We start from the raw sequence: 20,940 nt of genomic DNA, 5'->3' as shown, positions 1-20,940 counted from the left end.
CGCCGCGGGGGGGGGGGGGGGGGGGGGGGGGGGGCGGGCGGGGGGGGGGGCCGGGCCGGGCGGCGGGGGGGGGGGGGGGGGGGGGGGGGGGGGGGGGGGGCCCCCCCCCCCCCCCACCCCCGCTCCTCAATCGCCGGAGGGGCTTGAAGTGCTCAGAAGAACGTGCGGACGAAGTCCGTGACCGTGCCGTCCGCCTCCACGAGCGGGATCAGCTGCCACTTGTCGAAGCTGGTGCAGGGGTGGGACAGGCCCATCCCCACCCAGTCCCCGACCTCAAGGCGCGCGCCCTCGTCCGTGCGGACCCAGGTGTGCTGGTCGGACAGGCCGGTCACGGTGATCCCCTCGGCCGGGCGCACCGAGCCGTCCCGGCCCGAGCGCACCACCTGCGCCTCGGGCAGGTCCAGGTCGTACGCCGCGTCCCGCTTGCCCGCGTTGAGGAACGCCTGCCCGGCGGACGGGCGCGACACCACCTGCGCCCAGAGCCGGAACGCGGGCTGCAGGGCGCCCTCCTCCGGGACGCGGTTGAACGGTGTCAGGTGGCGGTAGTGGCCGTCGTCGTGCGAGACGTACGCCCCCGAGCGCAGCAGCTTGAGCACGGGGGCGGAGAGCTCCGGGATTCCGGCGAACACGTCCGCCACCGCGTCGAACCAGGCGCTGCCGCCCGCGCTGACCACGATGCGCTCACCGGCCCCCAGCGCGGCGAAGCGGCCCGCCGCGTCGAAGTCCGCCGCCAGCGCGACGAGCCTGCGCAGCCAGGCCCGGACCCGGTCACCGTCCGCGTCCGGCACCTCGCCCTCGTACCCGGCCACGCCGACCAGGCGCAGGGCCGGCGCCCCGGCCACCGCGTCCGCCACGGCGGCGCAGTCCGCCTCGGTCCGGGCGCCGGTGCGCGCGCCCTCGCCCGCGCCCAGCTCCACGACGACGTCGACCGGGCGGGAGGCGCCCGCAGCCCGCAGGGCCTCGTCCATCAGCTCGACCCCGCGCACGGAGTCCACGTAACAGACGAAGGCGAAGTCCGGGTCGGCGTCCAGCTCGCCCGCCAGCCAGCGCAGCGCGGCGGCGTCGACCAGCTCGTTGGCGAGGAAGATCCGGCCGATCCCGTACGCGCGGTAGACCCGCGCCTGGTGGGGAACGGCGGCCGTGATGCCCCAGGCGCCGTGCTCCAGCTGGCGGGCGAAGAGCTGCGGGGACATCGACGTCTTGCCGTGCGGGGCGAACGCGAGGCCGTGGCGTTCCGCGTACGTCTCCAGGAGCGCGAGGTTGTGCTCGACCGACTCGGCGGAGAGCGCGAGCACGGGGGTCGTGAACCCGCCGCCGAAGAGGTTGCGGCGCTCGGCCGCCAGGGCACCGACGGTCAGGCCCTCGGCGTCGGGCGGGAGGCCCTTGAACCGGTGGTCGACCGGTTCGTCGGCGAGAGCGGTCACGTCGTGCGCGGCGGCCATGGGGGTCTCCTCGGTCCGGGTCCGGTCAGCAGTCGATTGCAACATATGCAACACCCATTGCGTATATCGCTCAGGGCTGTCTAACATCCGAGCCGACGCCCGGTCAATGGTGAGTGCCGGTGCCGCCGCCCGACTGCTGAGGAGCCCCGCGTGTCCGGAACGACGCCCGCCGATGTCGTGTGCCTCGGTGAGTCCATGGTGACGTTCCTGCCCTCACGGCCCGGACGCCTCGCCGACGTGCCGTCCTTCGACCGGGGCATCGGCGGCGCCGAGTCCAACGTCGCCTGCGCGCTGGCCGCGGCCGGGCACCGGGCGGCGTGGGTGAGCCGGGTCGGCGCGGACGGCTTCGGCGACCACCTCGTGGAGGCGGTCGCCGCGTACGGCGTGGACACGTCCTTCGTGCGGCGCGATCCCGCGCGGCCGACGGGGATCTACTTCCGTACGGCCACGGACCGGGCCACGGATGTCCACGAGGTGGCGTACTACCGGGCCGGGTCCGCGGCCTCCGCGATGTCGCCCGCGACGGTGCCGTGCGACGGCCTGCCCGCCGGGCGCGTCCTGCACCTCTCCGGGATCACCGCCGCGCTGTCGGCGGACTGCCTGGCCCTGCTCCACGAGCTGACCGCCCCGCGGGCGGAGCGGCCGTTGATCTCGTTCGACGTGAACTACCGGCCGGGGCTGTGGCGGGGGGAGCCGGCCGGGGTGCTGCTGGAGCTGGCGCGGCGGGCGGATGTGGTGTTCGTGGGGGAGGACGAGGCGGAGGAGGCGTGGGGCGTCGTGGGCGCCGCCGCGATCCGGGAGGCGCTGCCGGAGCCGGGGGTGGTCGTGGTGAAGCGCGGTGCCGACGGCGTGACGGTGTTCTCTCATGACCCGGGGCCCCGCCCCGGACCCCGCGCCTCGAACGCCGGCGGGGCTGATGAGGTCACCCACGTCCCCGCGCTCCGCGTCGACGTCGTCGCCCCCGTGGGTGCCGGCGACGCCTTCGCCGCCGGGTTCCTGTCCGCCACCCTCCGCGGACTCCCGGTCCGGGAGCGGGCGCGGCACGGCCACCTCATGGCCGCCGCCGTCCTCACCGTCCCCGGCGACCTCACCGCGCCCCCCGCCCGCGAGCACGCGGACCGCCTCGCGGCACTGGACGACGACGCGTGGGGGAGACTGCGACTCGGCCCCGGGTGGACGGGGGACGACACGGAGGTACGTACGCCATGAGCCAGACCGTCGACCGCGCGCTGAGCATCCTGCCGCTCCTCGCCCAGGGGCCCGCCGACCTCGGACAGGTCGCCGACCGCCTCGGCGTCCACAAGTCCACCGCGCTGCGCCTGCTCCGTACGCTCCACGAGCACGGGCTCGTCTACCGGCAGCAGGACCAGCGCTACCGCCTCGGCGCCCGGCTGTTCGCGCTCGCGCAGGAGGCGGTCGAGAACCTCGACGTACGGGAGATCGCCCACCCGCACCTCGCCGAGCTGAACGAGCTGTGCGGCCACACCGTCCACCTCGCCGTGTACGAGGAGAACGAGGTCCTCTACATCGACAAGGTCGAGAGCCGCTACCCGGTCCGGATGTACTCGCGGATCGGCAAGCCCGTCGCCATCACCGTCGCCGCCGTGGCCAAGCTGCTCCTCGCCGACCTGAGCGAGGCCGAGCGGCGGGCCATCGCCGAAAAGCTCGACTACCCCATGTACACGTCCCGTTCGACGCCCGGCGCCGCCGCGTTCCTCAAGGAGCTCGCCGCCGTACGCGAACAGGGCTGGGCCACCGACCTCGGCGGCCACGAGGAGTCCATCAACTGCGTCGGCGCCCCCATCCGCGGCGCCGACGGGCGCGTCGTCGCCGCGATGTCGGTCTCCGCGCCGAACGTGGTCGTCACGGCCGAGGAACTCCTCACCCTGCTCCCGCTGGTCCGTCGCACCGCCGACACCATCAGCCGGGAGTACTCCGGCAGCAACCGACCCAAGAAAGCCTGATCCCCGATGACCGACAAGACCGCGCTCACCCCCAGCACCCACACCACCCCGCCCGCGAAGTTCTCGCACGGCGTGCGCAAGGGCAACATCCTCCAGGTCGCCGGCCAGGTCGGCTTCCTGCCCGCCGTCGAGGGCCAGGCGCCCACCCCGGCCGGCCCCACCCTGCGCGAGCAGACCCTCCAGACCTTCGCCAACGTCAAGGCGATCCTGGAGGAGGGCGGCGCGACCTGGGACGACGTGATGATGATGCGCGTCTACCTCACGGACGTGGACCACTTCGCCGAGATGAACGAGATCTACAACGCGTACTTCGCCGAGCAGAACCTCAAGGAGGCCCCGGCCGCGCGCACCACGGTCTACGTCGGCCTGCCGAAGGGCCTCCTCATCGAGATCGACGCCCTCGCCGTCCTGGGCTGAGCCATCCCCGTAATCCGCACCCCGCCCGGCACGGCGCCGCACATCCCCGAGGCGCCGTGCCGCGGTCCCCCCTGCCCAGAAACATGGACGAACAACGGAGTTACCCATGCAGCTCGCCGCAGGTCCCACCCCCGCCGAGGCGCCACCCCACACCGGCGGATTCCTCCTCCTCGTCGACGGCACGCCCGGTCTGCTGACCGTCGCCGCCCTCGGAATCGCGCTCCTCCTCTTCCTGATCATCAAGGTCAGGCTCCAGCCGTTCGTCGCGCTGCTCGCGGTCTCCATAGCCGTCGGCCTGGGCGCCGGGCTCTCCGTGACCGAACTCTTCGGCACCGTGCAGAAGTCCGCCGCCGTCTCCGTCATCGAATCCGGCATGGGCGGCATCCTCGGCCATGTCGCGATCATCATCGGCCTCGGCACGATGCTCGGCGCGATCCTGGAGGTCTCCGGCGGCGCCGAGGTGCTGAGCGCCCGGCTGCTGCGGCTCTTCGGCGAGAAGCGCGCCCCGCTCGCGATGGGCCTGACCGGTCTGATCTTCGGTATCCCGGTCTTCTTCGACGTCGGCATCTTCGTCCTCGCGCCGATCGTCTACGCCGCCGCCAAACGGTCCGGAAAATCGATCCTGCTGTACTCCATGCCGCTCCTCGCGGGTCTCTCCATGACCCACGCCTTCCTGCCGCCGCACCCCGGACCGGTCGCCGCCGCCGGTCTCTTCCACGTCTCGCTCGGCTGGGTCATCCTGATGGGCGCCCTCGTCGGCATCCCGTCCGTGCTGGCCGCCTGGGGCTACGCCGCGTGGATCGGCAAGCGGATCTTCGTGGATGTCCCGCAGGACATGGTCGAGGCAGCCGAGGAGGCGAAGGCCGCCGTCGTCGCCGAGCAGCGGGCCGCCGGGGTCACCCCGCGCGAGGAGCCGGTCGCGCTCTCCACCGTGCTCGCCATCATCGGCACCCCGCTGATCCTGATCCTCGCCGCCACGTTCTCCTCGATCGCCATGGACCCCTCGACGGGCCGCTCGGTCATCGAGTTCTTCGGCAACCCCTTCGTCGCCCTGACGATCGCCCTGCTGCTCGCGTACTACCTGCTCGGCATCCGGCGCGGCTGGTCCCGCAAGTCCCTGGAATCCGTGTCGACTTCCTCGCTGAAGCCGGTCGGGAACATCCTGCTCGTCGTCGGCGCGGGCGGCATCTTCGGCGCCGTGCTCAAGGGCAGCGGCATCGCGGACGCGCTCGCCGACACCTTCAACGACGTCGGCCTGCCCGTCATCCTGCTCGCCTGGCTGATCTCCGCCGTGCTGCGCATCGCCCAGGGCTCGGCGACCGTCGCCATCGTCACCACCGCCGGCATCGTGGTGCCGCTCGTGGAGAACCAGGGCTTCTCGCAGGCCCACCTCGCGCTGATCATCATGGCGATCTCGGCCGGATCGATCATCGCGTCGCACGTCAACGACGGCGGCTTCTGGATGGTGTCGAAGTACTTCGGCATCTCCGAACGCGACACCCTGAAGTCCTGGACCGTGCTCGAAACCGTCCTGTCGGTCGCCGGGTTCGCCGTCGCGGCGCTGCTCAGCCTGGTGATCTAGGGCCTGCTACGCGTACGGGTCAGGCCGCCGAGGCGCAGATGATGCTGCGGCCCTGGTTGACCTGCCAGTACCAGAACCGCTCGCCGGGCCCCGCCGGACAGGTCCAGTTCTGGCCCTTCTTCGGGGCCCGGTAGAAGCCGGTGATCCGCAGGATCGACTGGCCCGCCTTGGGCACCTTGGCCGCGTTGCAGCGCCACACCACCGTCAGGTCCGCGTTGGTCTCCCCGTTCACCTTCGCCGGGAAGCACTGGCCCGCCCTGTACACCCGGTCCAGGCACAGCGTCCGTGTGATCCCGTCGTCGCCCGACCGGCTCCACCAGGTGAAGCCGGCGCCCGTGTCGCAGGAGCTGGACGCACCGGTGCGGGTGCTCACCCGGTTGACGTGCATGTACGCGTTCGAGGCGTCGCAGTTCACACGGTTCGGGCGGCTCGCGCTCATGTTGTCGTAGCCGTCGTTGTAGACGTTGAGGCAGTCGCCCACGTGCACGGCGGCGAACGCGCGGTCGGTGGCGTCCATGGTGGGCGTGGGGGTGGGTGTCGGGGTCGGCGTCGGCTCTTCCGTGACGGTGTCGTCGGAATCGGTGTCGGTGTCGGTGTCGCTGTCCGTGGAGCCGCCGCCGCTGCTCGATGTGTCCGTGTCCGTGTCGGCGGTCGTGCTGTCGTCCGCGTGCGTGTCGAGGTCGCTGCCCGAGGTGACGGAGCCGGACGCGCTGCTGCCCGACGCCGAACCGCCCCCCGCCTTCTCCCACGGCTGCCAGGTCAGCAGCCCCGCCACGGCGACCAGGGCGAGCAGCCAGCCCAGGGCGGCGGCGCCGGAGGACGACGAGCCGGTGCGCGGGCCCGCCGGGGCGGGTACCGGGGTGGGCGAGGCGGTCCGGGCCCGGGCCGCCCGCTCGGCGCGCTCCCGCTCCGCGCGCTGCCGGGCCGCCCGCTCCTGCTCGGCGCGCTCGCGGTCGGCCCGCTCCTGGGCGGCCCGCACCCGCGCCACGCGCTCGGCCTCCAGGCGGGCGGCTTCGCGGCGGGCGGCTTCGCGGCGGGCGGCCTCCGCGCGCTCACGTTCCTCCCGCTCGGCCCGCACCCGGGCAAGGCGCTCCGCCTCCTCGCGCTCCGACTGCTCCCGCTCCGCGCGCTGCCGCTCGGCCAGCTGGGCGAGGGCCGCCATCTCGCGGCGGGTGCGGTCGCGGTCGGCCCGGGCCTGCCGCTGCGGCGAATACACCAGCGTCGGGGGCGGCTTCGGCACCGCGCGCGTCCGCTGCGTCACGGTCGGGGCGTGCGACGGGCCGCCCGGGGCCCGGCCGCCCGCCCACTCCAGGCCCTGCTTCGCGTACGCGTCGATCAGCGCCGTCCAGCGCGGCGGCAGCCAGCGCGTGCCGCTCGTCGTCACGGGCAGCCCGGCCTGCTGTTCCCGGAAGCGGGCCAGCAGCTCGGCGGGGGTCGGACGGTGCCGGGGCTGCACGGCCAGGCACGGCCGGATCGTCGCGACCAGCTCCTTGGGCAGCCCGGTCAGATCGAGCTCGCCGCGCTGCACCCGGGCCAGCAGCCGCAGCGTGTCGCCGTCCGCGCGGTAGGGCGCCCGGCCGGTGGCCAGCAGGAAGAGCGTGGCGCCCAGCGAATACACGTCGGACGCGGCGGTGGACTCCTCGCCACGCGCCTGCTCCGGCGAGGTGAAGGCGATCGTGCCCAGCGTGAGGCCCGTCAGGGTGAGGTCGCTGGCGTGCGAGATGCCGAAGTCGATGACCCGGGGCCCGTCCAGCGGCAGCAGCACGTTCTGCGGCTTCACGTCGCGGTGGACGATGCCCACCCCGTGCAGGGTGACCAGGGCCTGGGCGGTGCCGGCCGCGATCCACCGCACGGCCGATGCGGGCAGCACCCCGCAGGAGCGGACCAGTTCGGAGAGCGGGGGCGCGGCGATGTAGTCGATGGCCATCCAGGGCCGCTCGGCGTCCGGATCGGCGTCCCGGACGCGCGCGGTGTAGGCGCTGTCCACCCGCTGGGCGACCGCCACCTCACGGGCGAAGCGCCGCCGGTCGGTGTCGCTGACCCGGCCCTCCGCGAGGAGCGTCTTCACGGCGACGAGGTCCCGGCCGCCCGCCCGGGCCAGATAGATCCGGCCCATGCCGCCGGACGCCAGCCGCCCGAGCAGCCGGTACGGCCCGAGCGTCACCGGATCGTCCCCGCCCAGCGCTTCGATCCGCGCCCCGGCCATGTCACTCCCCCTGTCGCCCCAGAACCGCGCCCCACAACCGTGCCACGTGCGAGCGCGGACAGCCATGCGGTGGGGCAACTCCCGTACACGACTGTTGCGTTACCGGTACCGAAGCCGGGCCTTCACGTGCTGCGCCGAGCCACCCCGTACACGCAGCAGCGCCGCCGGGGGAGCGGCGGCGCTGCTGGTCATGGGGATGTGGTTTACGGGAGGCCGTGGACGTGCGGGCCGACCGCGTTCGACCAGGCGTTGCCGGCCGTCGCGTCCCAGTTGGTCGACCAGGTCATCGCGCCGCGCAGACCCGGGTAGGTCTTCGACGGCTTGAAGCTGCCGCAGCCGGTGCCCTTGGCCAGGCAGTCCAGGGCCGCGTTCACGACCGACGGGGCGACGTAGCCGCTGCCCGCGCCCCGGGTGGAGGCGGGGACGCCGAGGCCGACCTGCGAGGGGTCGAGACCGCCCTCCAGCTGGATGCAGGCGAGCGCGGTGAGGAAGTCCACCGAGCCCTGCGAGTAGACCTTGCCGTCGCAGCCGAGCATCGAACCGCTGTTGTAGTACTGCATGTTGACGACGGTCAGGATGTCCTTGATGTTGAGCGCCGTCTTGAAGTACTCGCCCGCGGTGGACTGCATGTCGATGGTCTGCGGGGCCATCGTGATGACGAGGCCGGAGCCCGCCTTCTGCGACAGGGAACGCAGCGCCTTCGTCATGTACGTGGAGTTGAGGCCGTTCTCCAGGTCGATGTCGACGCCGTTGAAGCCGTACTCCTGGATCAGCGCGTAGACGGAGTTGGCGAAGTTGGTCGCGGACGCGTCGCTGTTGACCGAGACCGACCCCTTCTCACCGCCGACCGAGATGATGACGTTCTTGCCGGCCGCCTGCTTCGCCTTGATGTCGGCCTTGAACTGGTCGACCGTGTAGCCGTTCAGGCCCGCCGAGTCCAGGTTGAAGGTGACGGCGCCGGGCGTGGTCGTCGCGTCGGCGAAGGAGACCGCGATGATGTCGTAGTTCGCGGGCACGTCGCTGAGCTTCTGGACGGTCGCGCCGTTGTTGAAGTTCTGCCAGTAGCCGGTGACCGCGTGCTTCGGCACCGAGGTGCCCGGATTCGGGTTGGTGCCGCCCGACGTGGCGGTCCGGCCGCTGACGGTGGCCGACTTCACTGACTCACCGGCCGCGTTGGTGGCGGTCACCGCGAACTGGTAGGCCGTGTCGGCCGCGAGACCGGTGACGGTCGCCGAGGTGCCGGTCGAGGTGGTCGCCTTCACGCCGTCCTTGTAGACCGTGTAGCCGGTCGCGCCGGACACCGAGTTCCAGGACAGGTCGATGGAGGAGGACGTGGTCGAGCCGACCGCGAGCCCGGCCGGGGCGCCGGGGATCGACGGGCCGGGGTCGGTGCCGCCGCCCCCGTCGGGGCCGGTCACCGAGAAGTCGTCCACGAGGTAGGCCGCCTGGCCGTACCAGCCGTGCGTGTACACGGTGACGGACGTGGTGTTCGCACCGGTCGTGAAGCTGGTCTTCAGTTGCGTCCAGCCGGTCGAGCCGGGCGTCCACGTCGAGACGTCGGTGGTGCCGGTGCCGCTGGCGCCCAGGTACGCGTAACCGCCCTGGACCCAGGAGCTGAGCTGGTACGTCGAGTTGGGCTTGACGGCCACGGTCTGCGAGCACTTGGCGTTGTCCTGGCCGGCCGGGGTGGCCTTGAGGGCGGAGGTGCCGCCGTGCACGGGGGAGGAGACGGTGGTGCCGGAGTTCCCGGTACACGTCCAGTTGGCGAGGCCCGATTCGAAGCCGGCGTTCTTGGCGACGTTGACGTCGGCGGCCTCGGCGCTGGTCACGAGGCCGGTGAGGGTCAGGGCGCCGGCCGCCACGACGGCCATGGCGGAGCCGAGGACCGGGCGGGTGCGGCGTCGTCTGCGGCTCGGGGCGGGGGAACGATCCACTTGCTGCCTCCGGGAGGAGTCGGGGATGGCGGGGGGACGACACGGGGGTGCCGGGGTGTGGAATCGAGGAACGGTGGCCACCGCTGGCCGATAAACTGGTCCAGACCAATCAAGTTGTCAAGACCTCTGGCGGTCTCCGGTCCCCCCGGAGCCGCCCGTGACCTCATCACCCGTGCTCCGCGGGCTTCTTGAAAGTGTTCTCTGTCCTGCCGTACGTGGATAAAGTGCTCAGGCGGGAGCATCCGAGCGGAAGCACCCGGCGGGAGCGAGTGCGGCCGTGCGCGGCGGCCCGAGGAACGGGGAGCGGCGTGCCGACAGCCATAGCAGTGACCGGTCCCGGCCTCGCCCTGCCCCCGCAGGACCGCCAGACGCCCCCGGCAGTCGTCCTGCGCGCTCCCGGCGAACAGTCCCTGGACCAGGCGGTGGACGACATGCGGCTCCTCCTGGAGCAGCACGGACACGTCATCGCCGTCTACCCGGCCGGCATCCCCGCCGCGCACGAACGCCGCCTGCACACCGTCCGCTCGGTCCTGGAGAGCGACCGGATCGCCCTGCTCAAATCGGACCTGCCGCCGCTCGGCGTGGCCGTGCTGGTGCGCCAGTTACGCCAGTTGTCCGTCTGCGACTTCAGCGCCGGGGTGATCGCCTCCGCCGCGCGGCTCCTCTCCCACTACGTGCACGCCGGGGCGCTGCTGCACTCCGTGACCCGGCTCGACCGGGTGCCCGTCAGCCTCAAGTCGCACGCCAAGTCCTGGGTCCCCGGCGCCCAGTTCGGCGTGCTCGCGAACCCGGAACCCCAGCTCGTCAGGGCCGGTACGGGGGAGCTGTCCGGCCCCCGGTACGCCACGCACCTCCTGGTCGCCCGGGGGCAGTCCCCGTCCGAGTGGGTGACCGGGACGCTGGCCCGCGCGTGGCAGGTGCAGGCGGTGCACGAGGCCGTCCTGCCCGACGAGTCCCCCGGCTGGTGGGGCACGCCGAAGATGATCGAGTTCGTGGCCTATCTGCCCGACATCTCACTGATCTACCAACTGGTCTCCTCGGTGCGCAGAGAGGTCTGTACGTGGTGCGGAAACGAACTCATCGGCGACCGCTGCGGCCTGTGCAACGCCCCCCTGAACCCGCCCGAGGACCGCACGCGCGGCCCCGCCGCCCTGAATCCCTGAGGTCCCCCGAACCGCCCCGACCGTCGGCCCACATACCCCAGCGAGGTCGCTCCGCCCATGAATTCACGGCAACGCCGCGGCGTCATCCTGCTCGTTCTCTCGGTCCTGTGCGCCCTCGCCGCCTTCGCCGGTGTGATCTGGGTGATCGGTGACGTGAACTCCAAGGTGGGCCCCGAGGTGACCGCGTACCGGGTGAAGACCACCATCGCGCCCTACAAGCCGCTGGAATCCAGTCAGTTCGAGAAGATCTCGATGCCCGAGCGGTGGCTCTCCAAGAGCGCCGTCACCGACCTCTCCGCGCTCCGCGGAAAGATCGCTGTCACCGAACTGCACCCGGGCTCCCTGCTCCAGGAGGACATGCTGGTCGACCGCCCGAAGGTGAAGGGCGGGCAGCAGGAGATCGCCATCATGATCGACGCGGCCACCGGCGTCGCCGGCAAGATCCGGCCCGGCAACCTCGTCAACATCTACGCCACCTTCGCCGGCCGCACCGACAAGGAGAAGCCCACGTCGCGCGTCATCGTGGCCAACGCCCGCGTCATCGACGTCGGCACGCTCACCTCGCTCGACCCCAAGCCGGAGAACCGCGGCGAGGGCCCCACCGAGGCCGTGCCGATCACCTTCGCCCTGGACACGGACGACGCCCAGCGCGTCGCCTACGCGGAGTCCTTCGCCGAACACGTACGCCTCGCCCTGCTCCCCGCCGGCGGCTCGACCACCCTGCGCCCGGGCGAGGGCAGCTACGACCTCGACGAAGACAAGAGCAAGTGAGGACCGGATGAGCACACGCATCCTCCCGGCCGTCGGTGACGCCGACGCCGCCCGCGCCGTCTCCGGGCTCCTCGGCCAGCTCCCCGACGCGGAGCCGGCCGCCCCGCTCGGCGACTCGACCTCACTGCTCGACACCCTCGCCCGGCTCGCCGCCGAATCCCTGGACGAGCTCCCCGAGGTCGTCCTCGTGCACGAACGGATCGGCCCGGTCCCGGCCCTGGAGCTGATCCGCGAAGTGGCCCTGCGCTTCCCGGCCGTCGGCGTCGTCCTCGTCACCGCCGACACCAGCCCCGGGCTCTACTCGGCCGCCATGGACTCCGGCGCCCGCGGCCTGGTCGGCCTGCCCCTCTCGTACGAGGAGCTGGCGCAGCGCGTCCAGGCCGCCTCCGGCTGGTCCGTCGGGGTGCGCCGCCACCTCGGCGCCGGTGCCGAGCTGCACACCGGACCCGGTGGCACCGTCGTCACCGTCAGCGGTGCGAAGGGCGGCGTCGGCACCACGGTCACCGCCGTCCAGCTGGCCCTGGCGGCCGCCGCCTCCGGGCACACCGTCGCGCTGGCCGACCTGGACCTGCAGTCGGGGGACGTCGCCTCCTACCTCGACGTGCAGTTCCGCCGGTCCGTGGTCGACCTCGCCACCATCCAGGACATCTCGCCCCGGGTCCTCCAGGACGCCCTGTACAACCACGAGTCCGGCGTGGCCCTGCTCCTGGCCCCGGCCGACGGCGAGCGCGGCGAGGACGTCACCGACCGGGTCGTACGCCAGACCGTCAGCGCCCTGCGCCACCGCTACGAGGTCGTCGTCATCGACTGCGGTACGTACATGAACTCGGCCAACGCCGCGGCGGTCGAGATGGCCGACCGCACCGTGCTCGTCACCACCCCGGACGTGATCACCGTCCGGGCCGCCAAGCGCATGGTCCGGCTCTGGGACCGGCTCCAGGTCCGCAAGGCCGAGGAGACCATCACCCTCGTCAACCGGCACACCCGCCACACGGAGATCCAGCCCGCGCTGATCGAGAAGATCACCGCAACCAAGGTCGCCCGGCTCGCCGTCCCGGCCAACTTCAAGGAGCTCCAGGCCGTCGTGGACGCCGGACGCCTCCAGGACCTGGACGCCAAGTCCACCGTGAAACAGGCCCTGTGGGGGCTGGCCGGAGACCTCGGTCTGGTCAAGAACGCGGAAGCGGCCGCCCGGGTGGGCAGGCTGAAGGGAGACCGCGGCGCGTCGGGCGGCCGACGGGCGCGGGCGAAATGAACACCGAGGGGGAGTGCCGTGCCATGAACCTCTTACCCGCGCACCGGCGCCGGGCGGCGGCGGGCCGTGACGCCCGCTCCGACCGGGGCCAGACCGCGATCGAGTTCGTCGGCACCCTGCCCCTGATCCTGCTCACCCTCGCCCTGCTCTGGCAGGCGGGGCTCGTCTGCTACACGTACATCCTCGCCGGGAACGCCGCCGACAAGGCGGTCCGGGCCGCCGCGGTCGCGGAGGGGGACCCGGGGGCGGCATGCGCGCGGGCGGTACGCGAGGACGTCCCCGGCGGCTGGGCGACCCAGGTGGACTGCGGCGGCTCCGGCGAGCTGGTCACGGCGACCGTGCGCATCGACGTACCGCTGCTGTTCCCCGGGGCGTTCAGCGTGCCCATGCACGCCACGGGTGAGGCCAGTGCCCGGAACGAGCGGCGGGAGGCGTGGTGACCCGCCGCCGTACCGGCTCCCGGCAGCGTGGCCAGGCCGCCGTCGAGTACGTGGGCGTGCTCGCCCTGCTCCTCCTCGTCGCGCTCGCCGTGGCGCAGCTCGGCATCGCCGTGTACGCCGCCCAGCAGGCGGGAACGGCCGCGCGGACCGCGGCCCGGGTGGCCTCGACCGAGGACCAGCAGGGCCGGGCCGCGGCCGTCGCGAAGCAGTCCATGAGCGGCTGGCTGGCCGACGGGGCCAGTGTCGGCGAGGAGACTGGCGCCGAGGCCGTGACCGTACGGGTGCGCGTGCGCATCCCCAGCCTGCTGCCGGTGCTCTCCTTCGGCTCCGTGGAGAAGAGCGCCACCATGCCCCGTGACTGACCAGGACCGAAGCGGCGCCGACCGGAATCGAAGGAGTTGAGCACATGAGCCTGCGGGCACGCATCACCAGTCCCGAACCCGCGAACGGGATGAGCGAGGAGACCCGGCTCGTCGGCGCCTACCGCGCCAAACTGCTGGAGGAGATCGACCTCGCCGAGATGTCCGCCCTCCCGGCGGCCGACCGCAGGGCCCGGCTCGAACGCGTCCTCGGCCACATCATCAGCCGTGAGGGCCCCGTCCTGTCCTCCGTGGAGCGCTCGCAGCTCATCCGCCGGGTCGTGGACGAGGCCCTGGGCCTCGGCATCCTCGAACCGCTCCTGGAGGACGCCTCCATCAGCGAGATCATGGTCAACGGCCCCGAACAGGTCTACGTGGAGCGCGGCGGACGCCTCGAACTCCTCCCGATGCGCTTCTCCTCCCACGAGCAGCTGATGCAGACCATCGAGCGCATCGTCTCCACGGTCAACCGCCGCGTGGACGAGTCGAACCCGATGGTCGACGCCCGGCTCCCCTCCGGCGAGCGCGTCAACGTGGTCATCCCGCCGCTCTCCCTGTCCGGCCCGATCCTCACCATCCGGCGCTTCCCCCGCGCCTTCACGCTCCAGGAGATGATCGCGCTCGGCTCGCTGGACGAGCACATGCTGCTCCTGCTCGCCGGCTTCGTCCGCGCCAAGTTCAACGTGATCGTCTCCGGCGCCACCGGCACCGGAAAGACCACCCTGCTCAACGCGCTCTCCGGGCTGATCCCCGACGGCGAGCGCATCGTCACCATCGAGGACTCCGCCGAGCTACGGCTCCAGCAGTCCCACGTCATCACGCTGGAGAGCCGCCCGCCCAACGTCGAGGGCAAGGGCCGGGTCACCATCCGCGACCTCGTCCGCAACTCCCTGCGCATGCGGCCGGACCGCATCATCGTCGGCGAGGTCCGGGGCGGTGAGACCCTGGACATGCTCCAGGCCATGTCCACCGGCCACGACGGCTCCCTGGCCACCGTCCACGCCAACAGCGCGGAGGACGCGCTGATGCGGCTTCAGACCCTCAGCTCCATGTCCGAGGTCGAAATCCCGTTCGCCGCGATCCACGACCAGATCAACAGCGCGGTCGACGTCATCATCCAGCTGACCCGGCACGGTGACGGCTCCCGCCGCGTCACGGAGATCGCCGTGGTGGACTCGTACGGCCGCGAGGGCTACCGCATCGTCTCCGTCTGCCGCTTCGACGCCCTCCCGATGGCCGCGGACGGGCGCGTGTACGGGCAGTTCGCCTACTTCCCGGTGCCCCGCCGGGTCGCGGACCGCTTCTACATGGCGAACGAGACGGTCCCTCCGGCGTTCGGGGTCGCCCATGCGGACGAGCAGCTGCTGACCCGTACGCCGACGGCCTGAACCCCCACCCCCCGCTTGGAAGGCGCTCCCCGACATGGACAACCTCCCGCTCCTGACGGTCGGCGTGACCCTGCTCGCCGGTGTGCTCGCCGTCGTCGGCCTGCATGTCTTCGCGTCCGGCAGGGAACAGCAACGGGCGCTCATCGAACGCCTGTCCAGGACCGGCCCCCTGGCGATCGAGGGGCGCGTCCGGCGCTTCCGGTCCGTCGACCGCAGGCTGCGGCGGACCGGCCTCGGCAAGCGCATCGAGCGGAAGCTCGCGGTCACCGGCCTCGACCTCACCCCTGGCGAGTACGCCGTGTACGTCGCCGCGGCCCTGCTCGGGCTCTACTTCGTCACCGCGGCCGTCTTCGCCCCGTTCTTCGGGCTCCTCGCCGTCCTCATCGGTGCCTGGGGCGGCAACGCCTTCCTCAACTGGCAGCGCGCCAAACGCACCGAGGCGTTCATCAGCCAGCTCCCCGAACTCACCCGCGTCCTGGCCAACGCCACCCAGGCCGGACTCGCCCTGCGCACCGCGATCTCCATGGCCGTCGAGGAGCTGGACGACCCCGCCCACGAGGAACTGCGCCGGGTCGCGGACCGCCTGGCCATCGGCCACTCGCTGGACGACGCCCTGAACGAGCTCGTCGAACGGCTGCCCTCCCGCGAGCTGACCGTCCTCGTCTCGACCCTCATCCTCTCCAACCGGGCGGGCGGCACCATCGTCTCCTCGCTGCGCAACCTCACCAACACACTGGAGGAGCGCAAGGAGACCCGGCGCGAGGTCACCACCCTCCTCTCGCAGGTGAAGGTCACCGCCGTCGCCGTCCCCGTCCTCGGGCTGCTCTTCCTGCTCCTCATCAACACCATGAGGGGCGGGGCGCTGGACGACATGGCCGCCGCGACACCCGGCCGCATCGCGATCGTCGCCGCCGCCGGGCTCTACGGCCTCGGCTTCTTCCTGATCAACCGCCTGACCCGCGTCCGCATCTGACGGCCGGAGAGGAGACGCACATGGAGATCCTGCTCGCCGCCGTCATGGGCCTCGCCGTCCTCGGCGCCTTCCAGGGCGTCCGCATGTACCGCGCGGACGCCAAGCTCCCCGGCGACCTGGCCGTCGCCCTGGAGATCGGCGCCAGCCGCACCAGCGCCACCGGATCGGCCATCGACCGCATCGGCATGCGGTACGCCCCCCGGGTCCTGTCGCTGATGGGCCCCCGGCGCGTCGACCGCATCCGCCGGAAGCTCGACATGGCGGGCAACCCGCGCGGCCTGACGGTCGACCGCTACGCCGCCCGCCGCGCGGTCTTCGGCGGGCTCGGCATCCTGGCCGCCCTGGCGATGCTGATGAACGGGCAGGTGTTTCTGGCCGTCGTCCTGCTGGTCTACGGCCTGTTCTGGACGGACGTAATCATCCGGGCGGCCATCGCCCGACGCAAGGACGACATCGAGCGCACCCTGCCCGATTTCCTGGACGTCCTCGCGGTCGTCGTCTCGGCCGGTCTCGGCTTCCGGCAGGCGCTGGAACGGGTCGCGGAGAAGTACACCGGCCCGTGGTCCGACGAGCTCCGCATCACCCTGCGCCAGATGGACATGGGCGTCAGCAGACGCGACGCCTTCGACCAGCTCCGCCGCCGCAACGAGTCCGAGCAGGTCTCGATGTTCGTCTCCGCGCTCCAGCAGGGCGAGGAGCTGGGTGCGCCCATCGTGGACACACTGATCCAGATCGCCAACGACATGCGCCGCACGGACGCCCAGAACGCCCGCCGCAAGGCGTCCAAGGCGGTCCCCAAGGCGACGCTGATCGTCACGAGCTTCATGCTCCCGGGCACGATCATCCTGATCGCGGTCGGCTTCTACTACGCGGCGAACGTGAACATCAATGAGATCTTCGGCAGCTGAGCCCGCGAAGTGGTCTCTCCAGAGGGCTATTTGTGGGACATTCGGAGCTGAGGGGGGCGGGAGGGGACGGCATGGCTGAAAGCGATACGTCTGACGGGCCCCGGGAGCGGGAATGGGCCCGGCAGCCCACGACGAAGGCCACTGCACCGACGTACTTTGCCCGTAGCACACGGACTTACGGACCAACATCGACCGATTCCCGGTCGGTCGAACCCGGAGGGGGACATCGCCATGAAGGACATCGCGCTCAGGGCGGCGGTGCGGACGCAGACTTATGTGAACCATTGGGCGCACACCACGGTGGACCGCATGAAGCGCCGGAAGGACGAGGGGCAGGGGGCGATCGAGTACGTCGGGATCACGATTCTGGTGGTGGCGATCGTGATTGCCCTGCTGAACACGGATATGGGCTCCACCATCGGGAACAAGTTCACGGCGAAGATCAACTCAGTTCTCAACAGGTGATTGGCTGGCGGAAAGCCGAAGCAGGGCAGGCTTCGCCGCTTTACCTCGCGGCGGTGGTGGGGGTGCTCTTCGTTGCGCTGGTTCTATTCGCGTTTGGCGAAGCCGATATTCGCCGCAATGGAGCACAGGGCGCGGCAGATGCCGCCGCGCTGGCGGCCGCCAAGGAATCGCGCAGCCTTCTGGAACCGGATCTGAAGGCCCACCTCATGGACCCCGAATACTTCGAATCCGTGTTTGGTGAGTCCTTCCCCGGGGGGCCGGTCAATGCTTGCTGGAAGGCATCGGACTTCGCCGCCCGGAACAAGGCGGGCGACGTCCGGTGCCGTCCACTGACCGATGGCAGATGGGGATACAAAGTCCGTCTGAAGTCGGGCAAGGGTGTGAGCACGGACATCGTTCCGGGCACGGAAGGGAAGAGGGCGGAAGCCATGGCCGTGGCCGTGATCGAGCCCCGTTGTGCGTTTGTCCCAGCCGAAGTCCCGACGCCCGCCCCGGACGCGGGCACGGATCCGCCATCCGCGTCGATCGGCAGGATCCATTGTGACGATGGCCCGGACTGGTCGGTTGACCCAGAGGATCCGGCCCTCGTACCGGCCGTGGCTGATCTTTTCACCGTACGTCTTGCCGAAGACTGACTGAGACTGACCGCAAAGGATAGGGATCGATGACTGCTCGGTACGTGAGGAAAACGCGCCGGACCGGTGTTGCCGTGCTCCTGGTGGCGATGCTGGCCCTCTCCGCGGCCGCGTGCGGCGGCGATGACGAAGGCAGCGGCCAGGACAAGGGGGCGCCGAGTCCTACGACGACACGGGATTCCGGGAAGGCGAAGAGTAAGTCCGAGACGACTCCGGAGACCGACACGGTCCTGGCGAACGTCAAGGGGGACTCGGGCGTGGAGATGGTCATCACTTCAGCGATGCGAGACTCTGGTGGATTCCTGACGGTGAACGGGCAGTTCAAGAACACTGGGAGCGGCGCCTACACCACACCGATTCAATGGAGCGGCCGGGAAACCGCGGTTGCGGCCAACGGCCGGTCTCTCGCAGCGATGATGCTGGTGGATTCCAAGGCGAAGAAGCGCTACTACGTCCTCCGTGACACGGACAACCGTCCGCTGACGACGAGCGGCTATGAGCCGAGCATCGAGGCCGGTGCCGCGCTCACGTTCTTCGCCCAGTTCCCCGCGCCCGAGGCGTCCACCCACGAAGTGGGCGTGCAGTTCCCCGGCTTCCCCAACGCAACGATCGAGATCTCCGGATGACCCCCCGCCGCGTCGCGACAACCCTCCTCGCCGGGGTGGTCGCCCTGGGGGGTGTCGGGGCCGTGGCCCCGGAGGCGGTTGCCGGGGACAGCCCTTATCCGTCCGCGTCCGCCGAGCCCCCCGTCGAGATCGACCCCCACGACACCGACCTGAAGCTTCCCGAAGGCGCCACCCTCGCCCCGCCCAAAGTCCTGGACATCAAGTCAGTCATCGAGGACCTCGGCGGCGAGGAGCGTCGCGAGGACACCAACGCCGACATCAAGTTCGCCCTCCAGGCGGAAGTGCTCTTCGGCAAGGACAGCGCCAAGCTCAGCGGTGAGGCCAAGGGGCGGATCAACGCCATCGCCGAGGAGATCAAGCGGCAGGACGCCAAGAAGGTCAGGGTCTTCGGGTTCACCGACGACCTCGGCTCCTCCGAGCACGGCGACGTGCTGTCCAAGAAGCGCGCCGAAGCCGTCCACAACGTGCTGGACGAGGCTCTCGGCGGCTCCGGGATCACGTTCGAGATCCGGGGCTACGGCGAGGACTACCCGATCGCCAGCAACGAGGACGAGGACGGCCGCCGGAAGAACCGCCGCGTGGAGGTCTCCTTCCAGCGCGGCGAGACCGGCTCGCAGAGCTGACCCGCACCGTGCGGCGGCGGCACCGCGACCGGGCCGCCGCCGCACGGGCGAATCAGCGCAGGGCCTGGTAGATGTTGAAGCCGTAGCCGATCCGGATGCGCTTGTTGATCTGGCCCGTCCCGGTGGACGTGTAGCGGTACAGATCGCCGTAGCCGTTGACCCCGACCAGGTCGGTCCGGCCGTCACCGTTGAGGTCGCCGATCGCGGCGAACTTGTTGTAGATGTCGAAGCCGGAGCCGATCTTCACGCGCGCCTTCAGCGGCGCGGACGCCTTGCCCGTGCCTTCGTACAGGTACAGCGTGCCGTCCTTGGCGATCCCCGCCACGTCCGCCCGGCCGTCGCCCGTCAGGTCTCCGGCGCCGACGATGTGGCGGTACGAGCCGTAGCCGTAGCCCACCTTGATCTTCGCCGCGAGCGCGGTGCCCTTGCCGTTCCCCCGGTACAGGTACAGGTCGCCCTTGGCGTCGCGCGCGAGGATGTCGCCCGCGCCGTCACCGCTGAGGTCGCCGGGGCCGATGAGGTCGTTGTAGCCGCCCCAGCCGCCGCCGATCCGGTGGCCCGCGATGTACAGCACGCCGTCGTCCACCCAGAGGTTGTCGGCCTGCCCGTCGTCGTTTAGGGAGACGGCGAGCCACCCCTCGGGCTGGGGGAACCGGCCCACGCGGCTGAAGAGCTCGCCGTTGTTCCTGGAGTCGTACCAGAATCCGCCGCCCTTGGCGTTGACGCCCAGGATGCTGCGCTTGGCGGCGCCCGGGTTGCCGCCCGCCCCGACGAGCATGGCCGCCTTGTGCCACCCGAAGGTGCCCGGGATCCTCATCCGGAGGTGGCCGTTGGAGAGGGCTCGGTAGATGTACGTGTCCCCGTTCTCCTTGCGGCCCATGAGGTCGCCGAGACCGTCCCCGTTGATGTCGTCGACACCCACGAGCTGGTTGTACGTGTCGAACCCGTAGCCGATCCGGATCGGTTCCTTGAACGGCTTCGACGGGCTCCCGGTGCCGGCGCGGAAGTACAGGTAGCCGCTGGGGGTCCGGGTGACGACATCGCCGATCCCGTCGCCGGTGGAGTCGTTCATGCCGACGATCTGGTCGTACGCCTCCCAGCCCGACGCCACCTTGACGGCGGGTTCGAAGGGCTCGCCGTCGATGCGACCGGTGGAGACATAGAGAAAGACGTCACCGGCGGGCGTGCGCGCGATCAGGTCGTTGTGACCGTCACCGGTCAGGTCGCCGGGCGCGACGATCTTGTTGTACTTCTGCCAGCCCTTTCCGGACCAGGTCGGGGGGTTCCCCGTCGGATCCATGCCGAACAGCGGGTGGAGGGTGAGGGTGCCGGACGCCGTCAGGGTGAGGAGCTCGGGCATGCCGTCGCCCTGCAGGTCGCCCGGAGCGATGATGTCCTTGTACACGAGCTGTTCGTCGGGGTCGTCGGGGTCGTTGAACCCGACGGGGTAGTCCGCCACCGGCGCGCCCACCGACTGGAACAGACGGCCCTCCCGCGTCTGGTAGAGGATGTCGCTCTTGCCGTCGCCGGAGATGTCCATGCGCGGCGTCGAGCCGACGGCCTTCGTCGCGTCGGCTCCCTTCGCGTCGTCGGCCGAGGCCGGGGCCGCCAGCAGCATGCCGGCGGAGAGGACGAGCGCGGTGCAGGCCGCGATCCGGCTCGCGCGCTTCGAGCGAGCGCGGCCGGTGCGGCCGTATTTCAGTGAAGACAGGTGCAAGGCCCCCCCAGGGGTTGTCCATGAGCCAGCTGTCCCTATGTCGGCTGGTGTTCATATGACCGATACCGGCCC

The 20,940-nt window shown here is 71.2% G+C and carries 20 protein-coding genes; 16 read left to right on the top strand and 4 right to left on the bottom strand.

Annotated features, from left to right (window positions below; genetic code table 11):
• Nucleotides 1–152: 152 nt before the first annotated feature.
• Nucleotides 153–1,442 (bottom strand): alanine racemase, encoded by a 1,290-nt coding sequence (locus ACZ6C6_RS12445; protein ID WP_469201821.1) that lies wholly within the window; start codon nt 1,440–1,442, stop codon nt 153–155.
• A gap of 150 nt (nt 1,443–1,592) precedes the next feature.
• Between ACZ6C6_RS12445 and ACZ6C6_RS12440 the strand changes: the two genes are divergently transcribed.
• From ACZ6C6_RS12440 to ACZ6C6_RS12425, 4 genes are all read left to right on the top strand, one after another.
• A complete protein-coding gene (locus ACZ6C6_RS12440; protein WP_469201819.1) occupies nt 1,593–2,651 on the top strand; it encodes a sugar kinase in 1,059 nt (352 codons plus the stop codon).
• Nucleotides 2,648–3,406 (top strand): IclR family transcriptional regulator, encoded by a 759-nt coding sequence (locus ACZ6C6_RS12435; protein WP_469201816.1) that lies wholly within the window; start codon nt 2,648–2,650, stop codon nt 3,404–3,406. The genes ACZ6C6_RS12440 and ACZ6C6_RS12435 overlap by 4 nt, the downstream gene beginning before the upstream one ends.
• Nucleotides 3,407–3,412: 6 nt before the next feature.
• Nucleotides 3,413–3,823 carry a RidA family protein gene (locus ACZ6C6_RS12430; RefSeq protein ID WP_469201814.1) on the top strand — a complete coding sequence of 137 codons (411 nt, stop codon included), beginning with the start codon at nt 3,413–3,415 and terminating at the stop codon, nt 3,821–3,823.
• A gap of 106 nt (nt 3,824–3,929) precedes the next feature.
• On the top strand, nt 3,930–5,405 hold the full coding sequence (locus ACZ6C6_RS12425) for a GntP family permease (protein ID WP_469201812.1): 1,476 nt from the start codon (nt 3,930–3,932) through the stop codon (nt 5,403–5,405).
• A gap of 19 nt (nt 5,406–5,424) precedes the next feature.
• On the opposite strand, the gene ACZ6C6_RS12420 is transcribed toward ACZ6C6_RS12425, so the two are convergent.
• Together ACZ6C6_RS12420 and ACZ6C6_RS12415 are read right to left on the bottom strand one after the other, a co-directional pair.
• Complete coding sequence (locus tag ACZ6C6_RS12420; protein ID WP_469201811.1) at nt 5,425–7,611, bottom strand: serine/threonine protein kinase; 2,187 nt, start codon at nt 7,609–7,611, stop codon at nt 5,425–5,427.
• Nucleotides 7,612–7,814: 203 nt separating this feature from the next.
• A complete protein-coding gene (locus ACZ6C6_RS12415) occupies nt 7,815–9,482 on the bottom strand; it encodes a chitinase (protein WP_469201871.1) in 1,668 nt (555 codons plus the stop codon).
• A 389-nt stretch (nt 9,483–9,871) separates the two neighbouring features.
• Here ACZ6C6_RS12415 and ACZ6C6_RS12410 point away from each other — a divergent pair, with 389 nt between their 5' ends.
• The 12 genes from ACZ6C6_RS12410 (at nt 9,872) to ACZ6C6_RS12355 (ending at nt 19,151) form a co-directional block, all read left to right on the top strand.
• Nucleotides 9,872–10,708 carry a hypothetical protein gene (locus ACZ6C6_RS12410; RefSeq protein WP_469201869.1) on the top strand — a complete coding sequence of 279 codons (837 nt, stop codon included), beginning with the start codon at nt 9,872–9,874 and terminating at the stop codon, nt 10,706–10,708.
• Between the two features lie 57 nt (nt 10,709–10,765).
• Complete coding sequence (gene cpaB, locus ACZ6C6_RS12405) at nt 10,766–11,479, top strand: Flp pilus assembly protein CpaB (protein WP_469201809.1); 714 nt, start codon at nt 10,766–10,768, stop codon at nt 11,477–11,479.
• A gap of 7 nt (nt 11,480–11,486) precedes the next feature.
• Nucleotides 11,487–12,734, top strand: a complete 1,248-nt coding sequence (locus ACZ6C6_RS12400; protein WP_469201807.1) for an AAA family ATPase — start codon at nt 11,487–11,489, stop codon at nt 12,732–12,734.
• A 23-nt stretch (nt 12,735–12,757) separates the two neighbouring features.
• On the top strand, nt 12,758–13,174 hold the full coding sequence (locus ACZ6C6_RS12395) for a TadE/TadG family type IV pilus assembly protein (RefSeq protein ID WP_469201805.1): 417 nt from the start codon (nt 12,758–12,760) through the stop codon (nt 13,172–13,174).
• A complete protein-coding gene (locus tag ACZ6C6_RS12390; RefSeq protein WP_469201803.1) occupies nt 13,168–13,536 on the top strand; it encodes a TadE/TadG family type IV pilus assembly protein in 369 nt (122 codons plus the stop codon). Before ACZ6C6_RS12395 ends, ACZ6C6_RS12390 begins: the two co-directional genes overlap by 7 nt.
• Nucleotides 13,537–13,580: 44 nt before the next feature.
• Complete coding sequence (locus ACZ6C6_RS12385) at nt 13,581–14,921, top strand: CpaF family protein (protein ID WP_469201802.1); 1,341 nt, start codon at nt 13,581–13,583, stop codon at nt 14,919–14,921.
• A gap of 34 nt (nt 14,922–14,955) precedes the next feature.
• Nucleotides 14,956–15,894, top strand: a complete 939-nt coding sequence (locus ACZ6C6_RS12380) for a type II secretion system F family protein (RefSeq protein WP_469201800.1) — start codon at nt 14,956–14,958, stop codon at nt 15,892–15,894.
• Nucleotides 15,895–15,914: 20 nt separating this feature from the next.
• Nucleotides 15,915–16,802, top strand: a complete 888-nt coding sequence (locus ACZ6C6_RS12375) for a DUF5936 domain-containing protein (protein WP_469201798.1) — start codon at nt 15,915–15,917, stop codon at nt 16,800–16,802.
• 231 nt (nt 16,803–17,033) lie between these two features.
• Nucleotides 17,034–17,267 carry a Flp family type IVb pilin gene (locus tag ACZ6C6_RS12370; protein WP_450819552.1) on the top strand — a complete coding sequence of 78 codons (234 nt, stop codon included), beginning with the start codon at nt 17,034–17,036 and terminating at the stop codon, nt 17,265–17,267.
• Nucleotides 17,264–17,902 carry a pilus assembly protein TadG-related protein gene (locus tag ACZ6C6_RS12365; protein ID WP_469201796.1) on the top strand — a complete coding sequence of 213 codons (639 nt, stop codon included), beginning with the start codon at nt 17,264–17,266 and terminating at the stop codon, nt 17,900–17,902. The genes ACZ6C6_RS12370 and ACZ6C6_RS12365 overlap by 4 nt, the downstream gene beginning before the upstream one ends.
• A 29-nt stretch (nt 17,903–17,931) precedes the next feature.
• The gene (locus ACZ6C6_RS12360) at nt 17,932–18,528 is read left to right on the top strand and encodes a hypothetical protein (protein WP_469201794.1); all 597 of its coding nucleotides are present in this window, start codon (nt 17,932–17,934) and stop codon (nt 18,526–18,528) included.
• On the top strand, nt 18,525–19,151 hold the full coding sequence (locus tag ACZ6C6_RS12355; protein WP_469201792.1) for an OmpA family protein: 627 nt from the start codon (nt 18,525–18,527) through the stop codon (nt 19,149–19,151). Before ACZ6C6_RS12360 ends, ACZ6C6_RS12355 begins: the two co-directional genes overlap by 4 nt.
• Before the next feature lie 52 nt (nt 19,152–19,203).
• Here the strand turns inward: ACZ6C6_RS12355 and ACZ6C6_RS12350 are convergent, their stop codons facing one another.
• Entirely contained in the window at nt 19,204–20,868 is a 1,665-nt protein-coding gene (locus tag ACZ6C6_RS12350) for an FG-GAP repeat domain-containing protein (protein WP_469201789.1), read from the bottom strand.
• Nucleotides 20,869–20,940: the final 72 nt, after the last annotated feature.

This window comes from Streptomyces sp. NPDC041814 (genome assembly GCF_055590565.1).
This window is presented reverse-complemented; position numbering and strand designations above follow the sequence as displayed.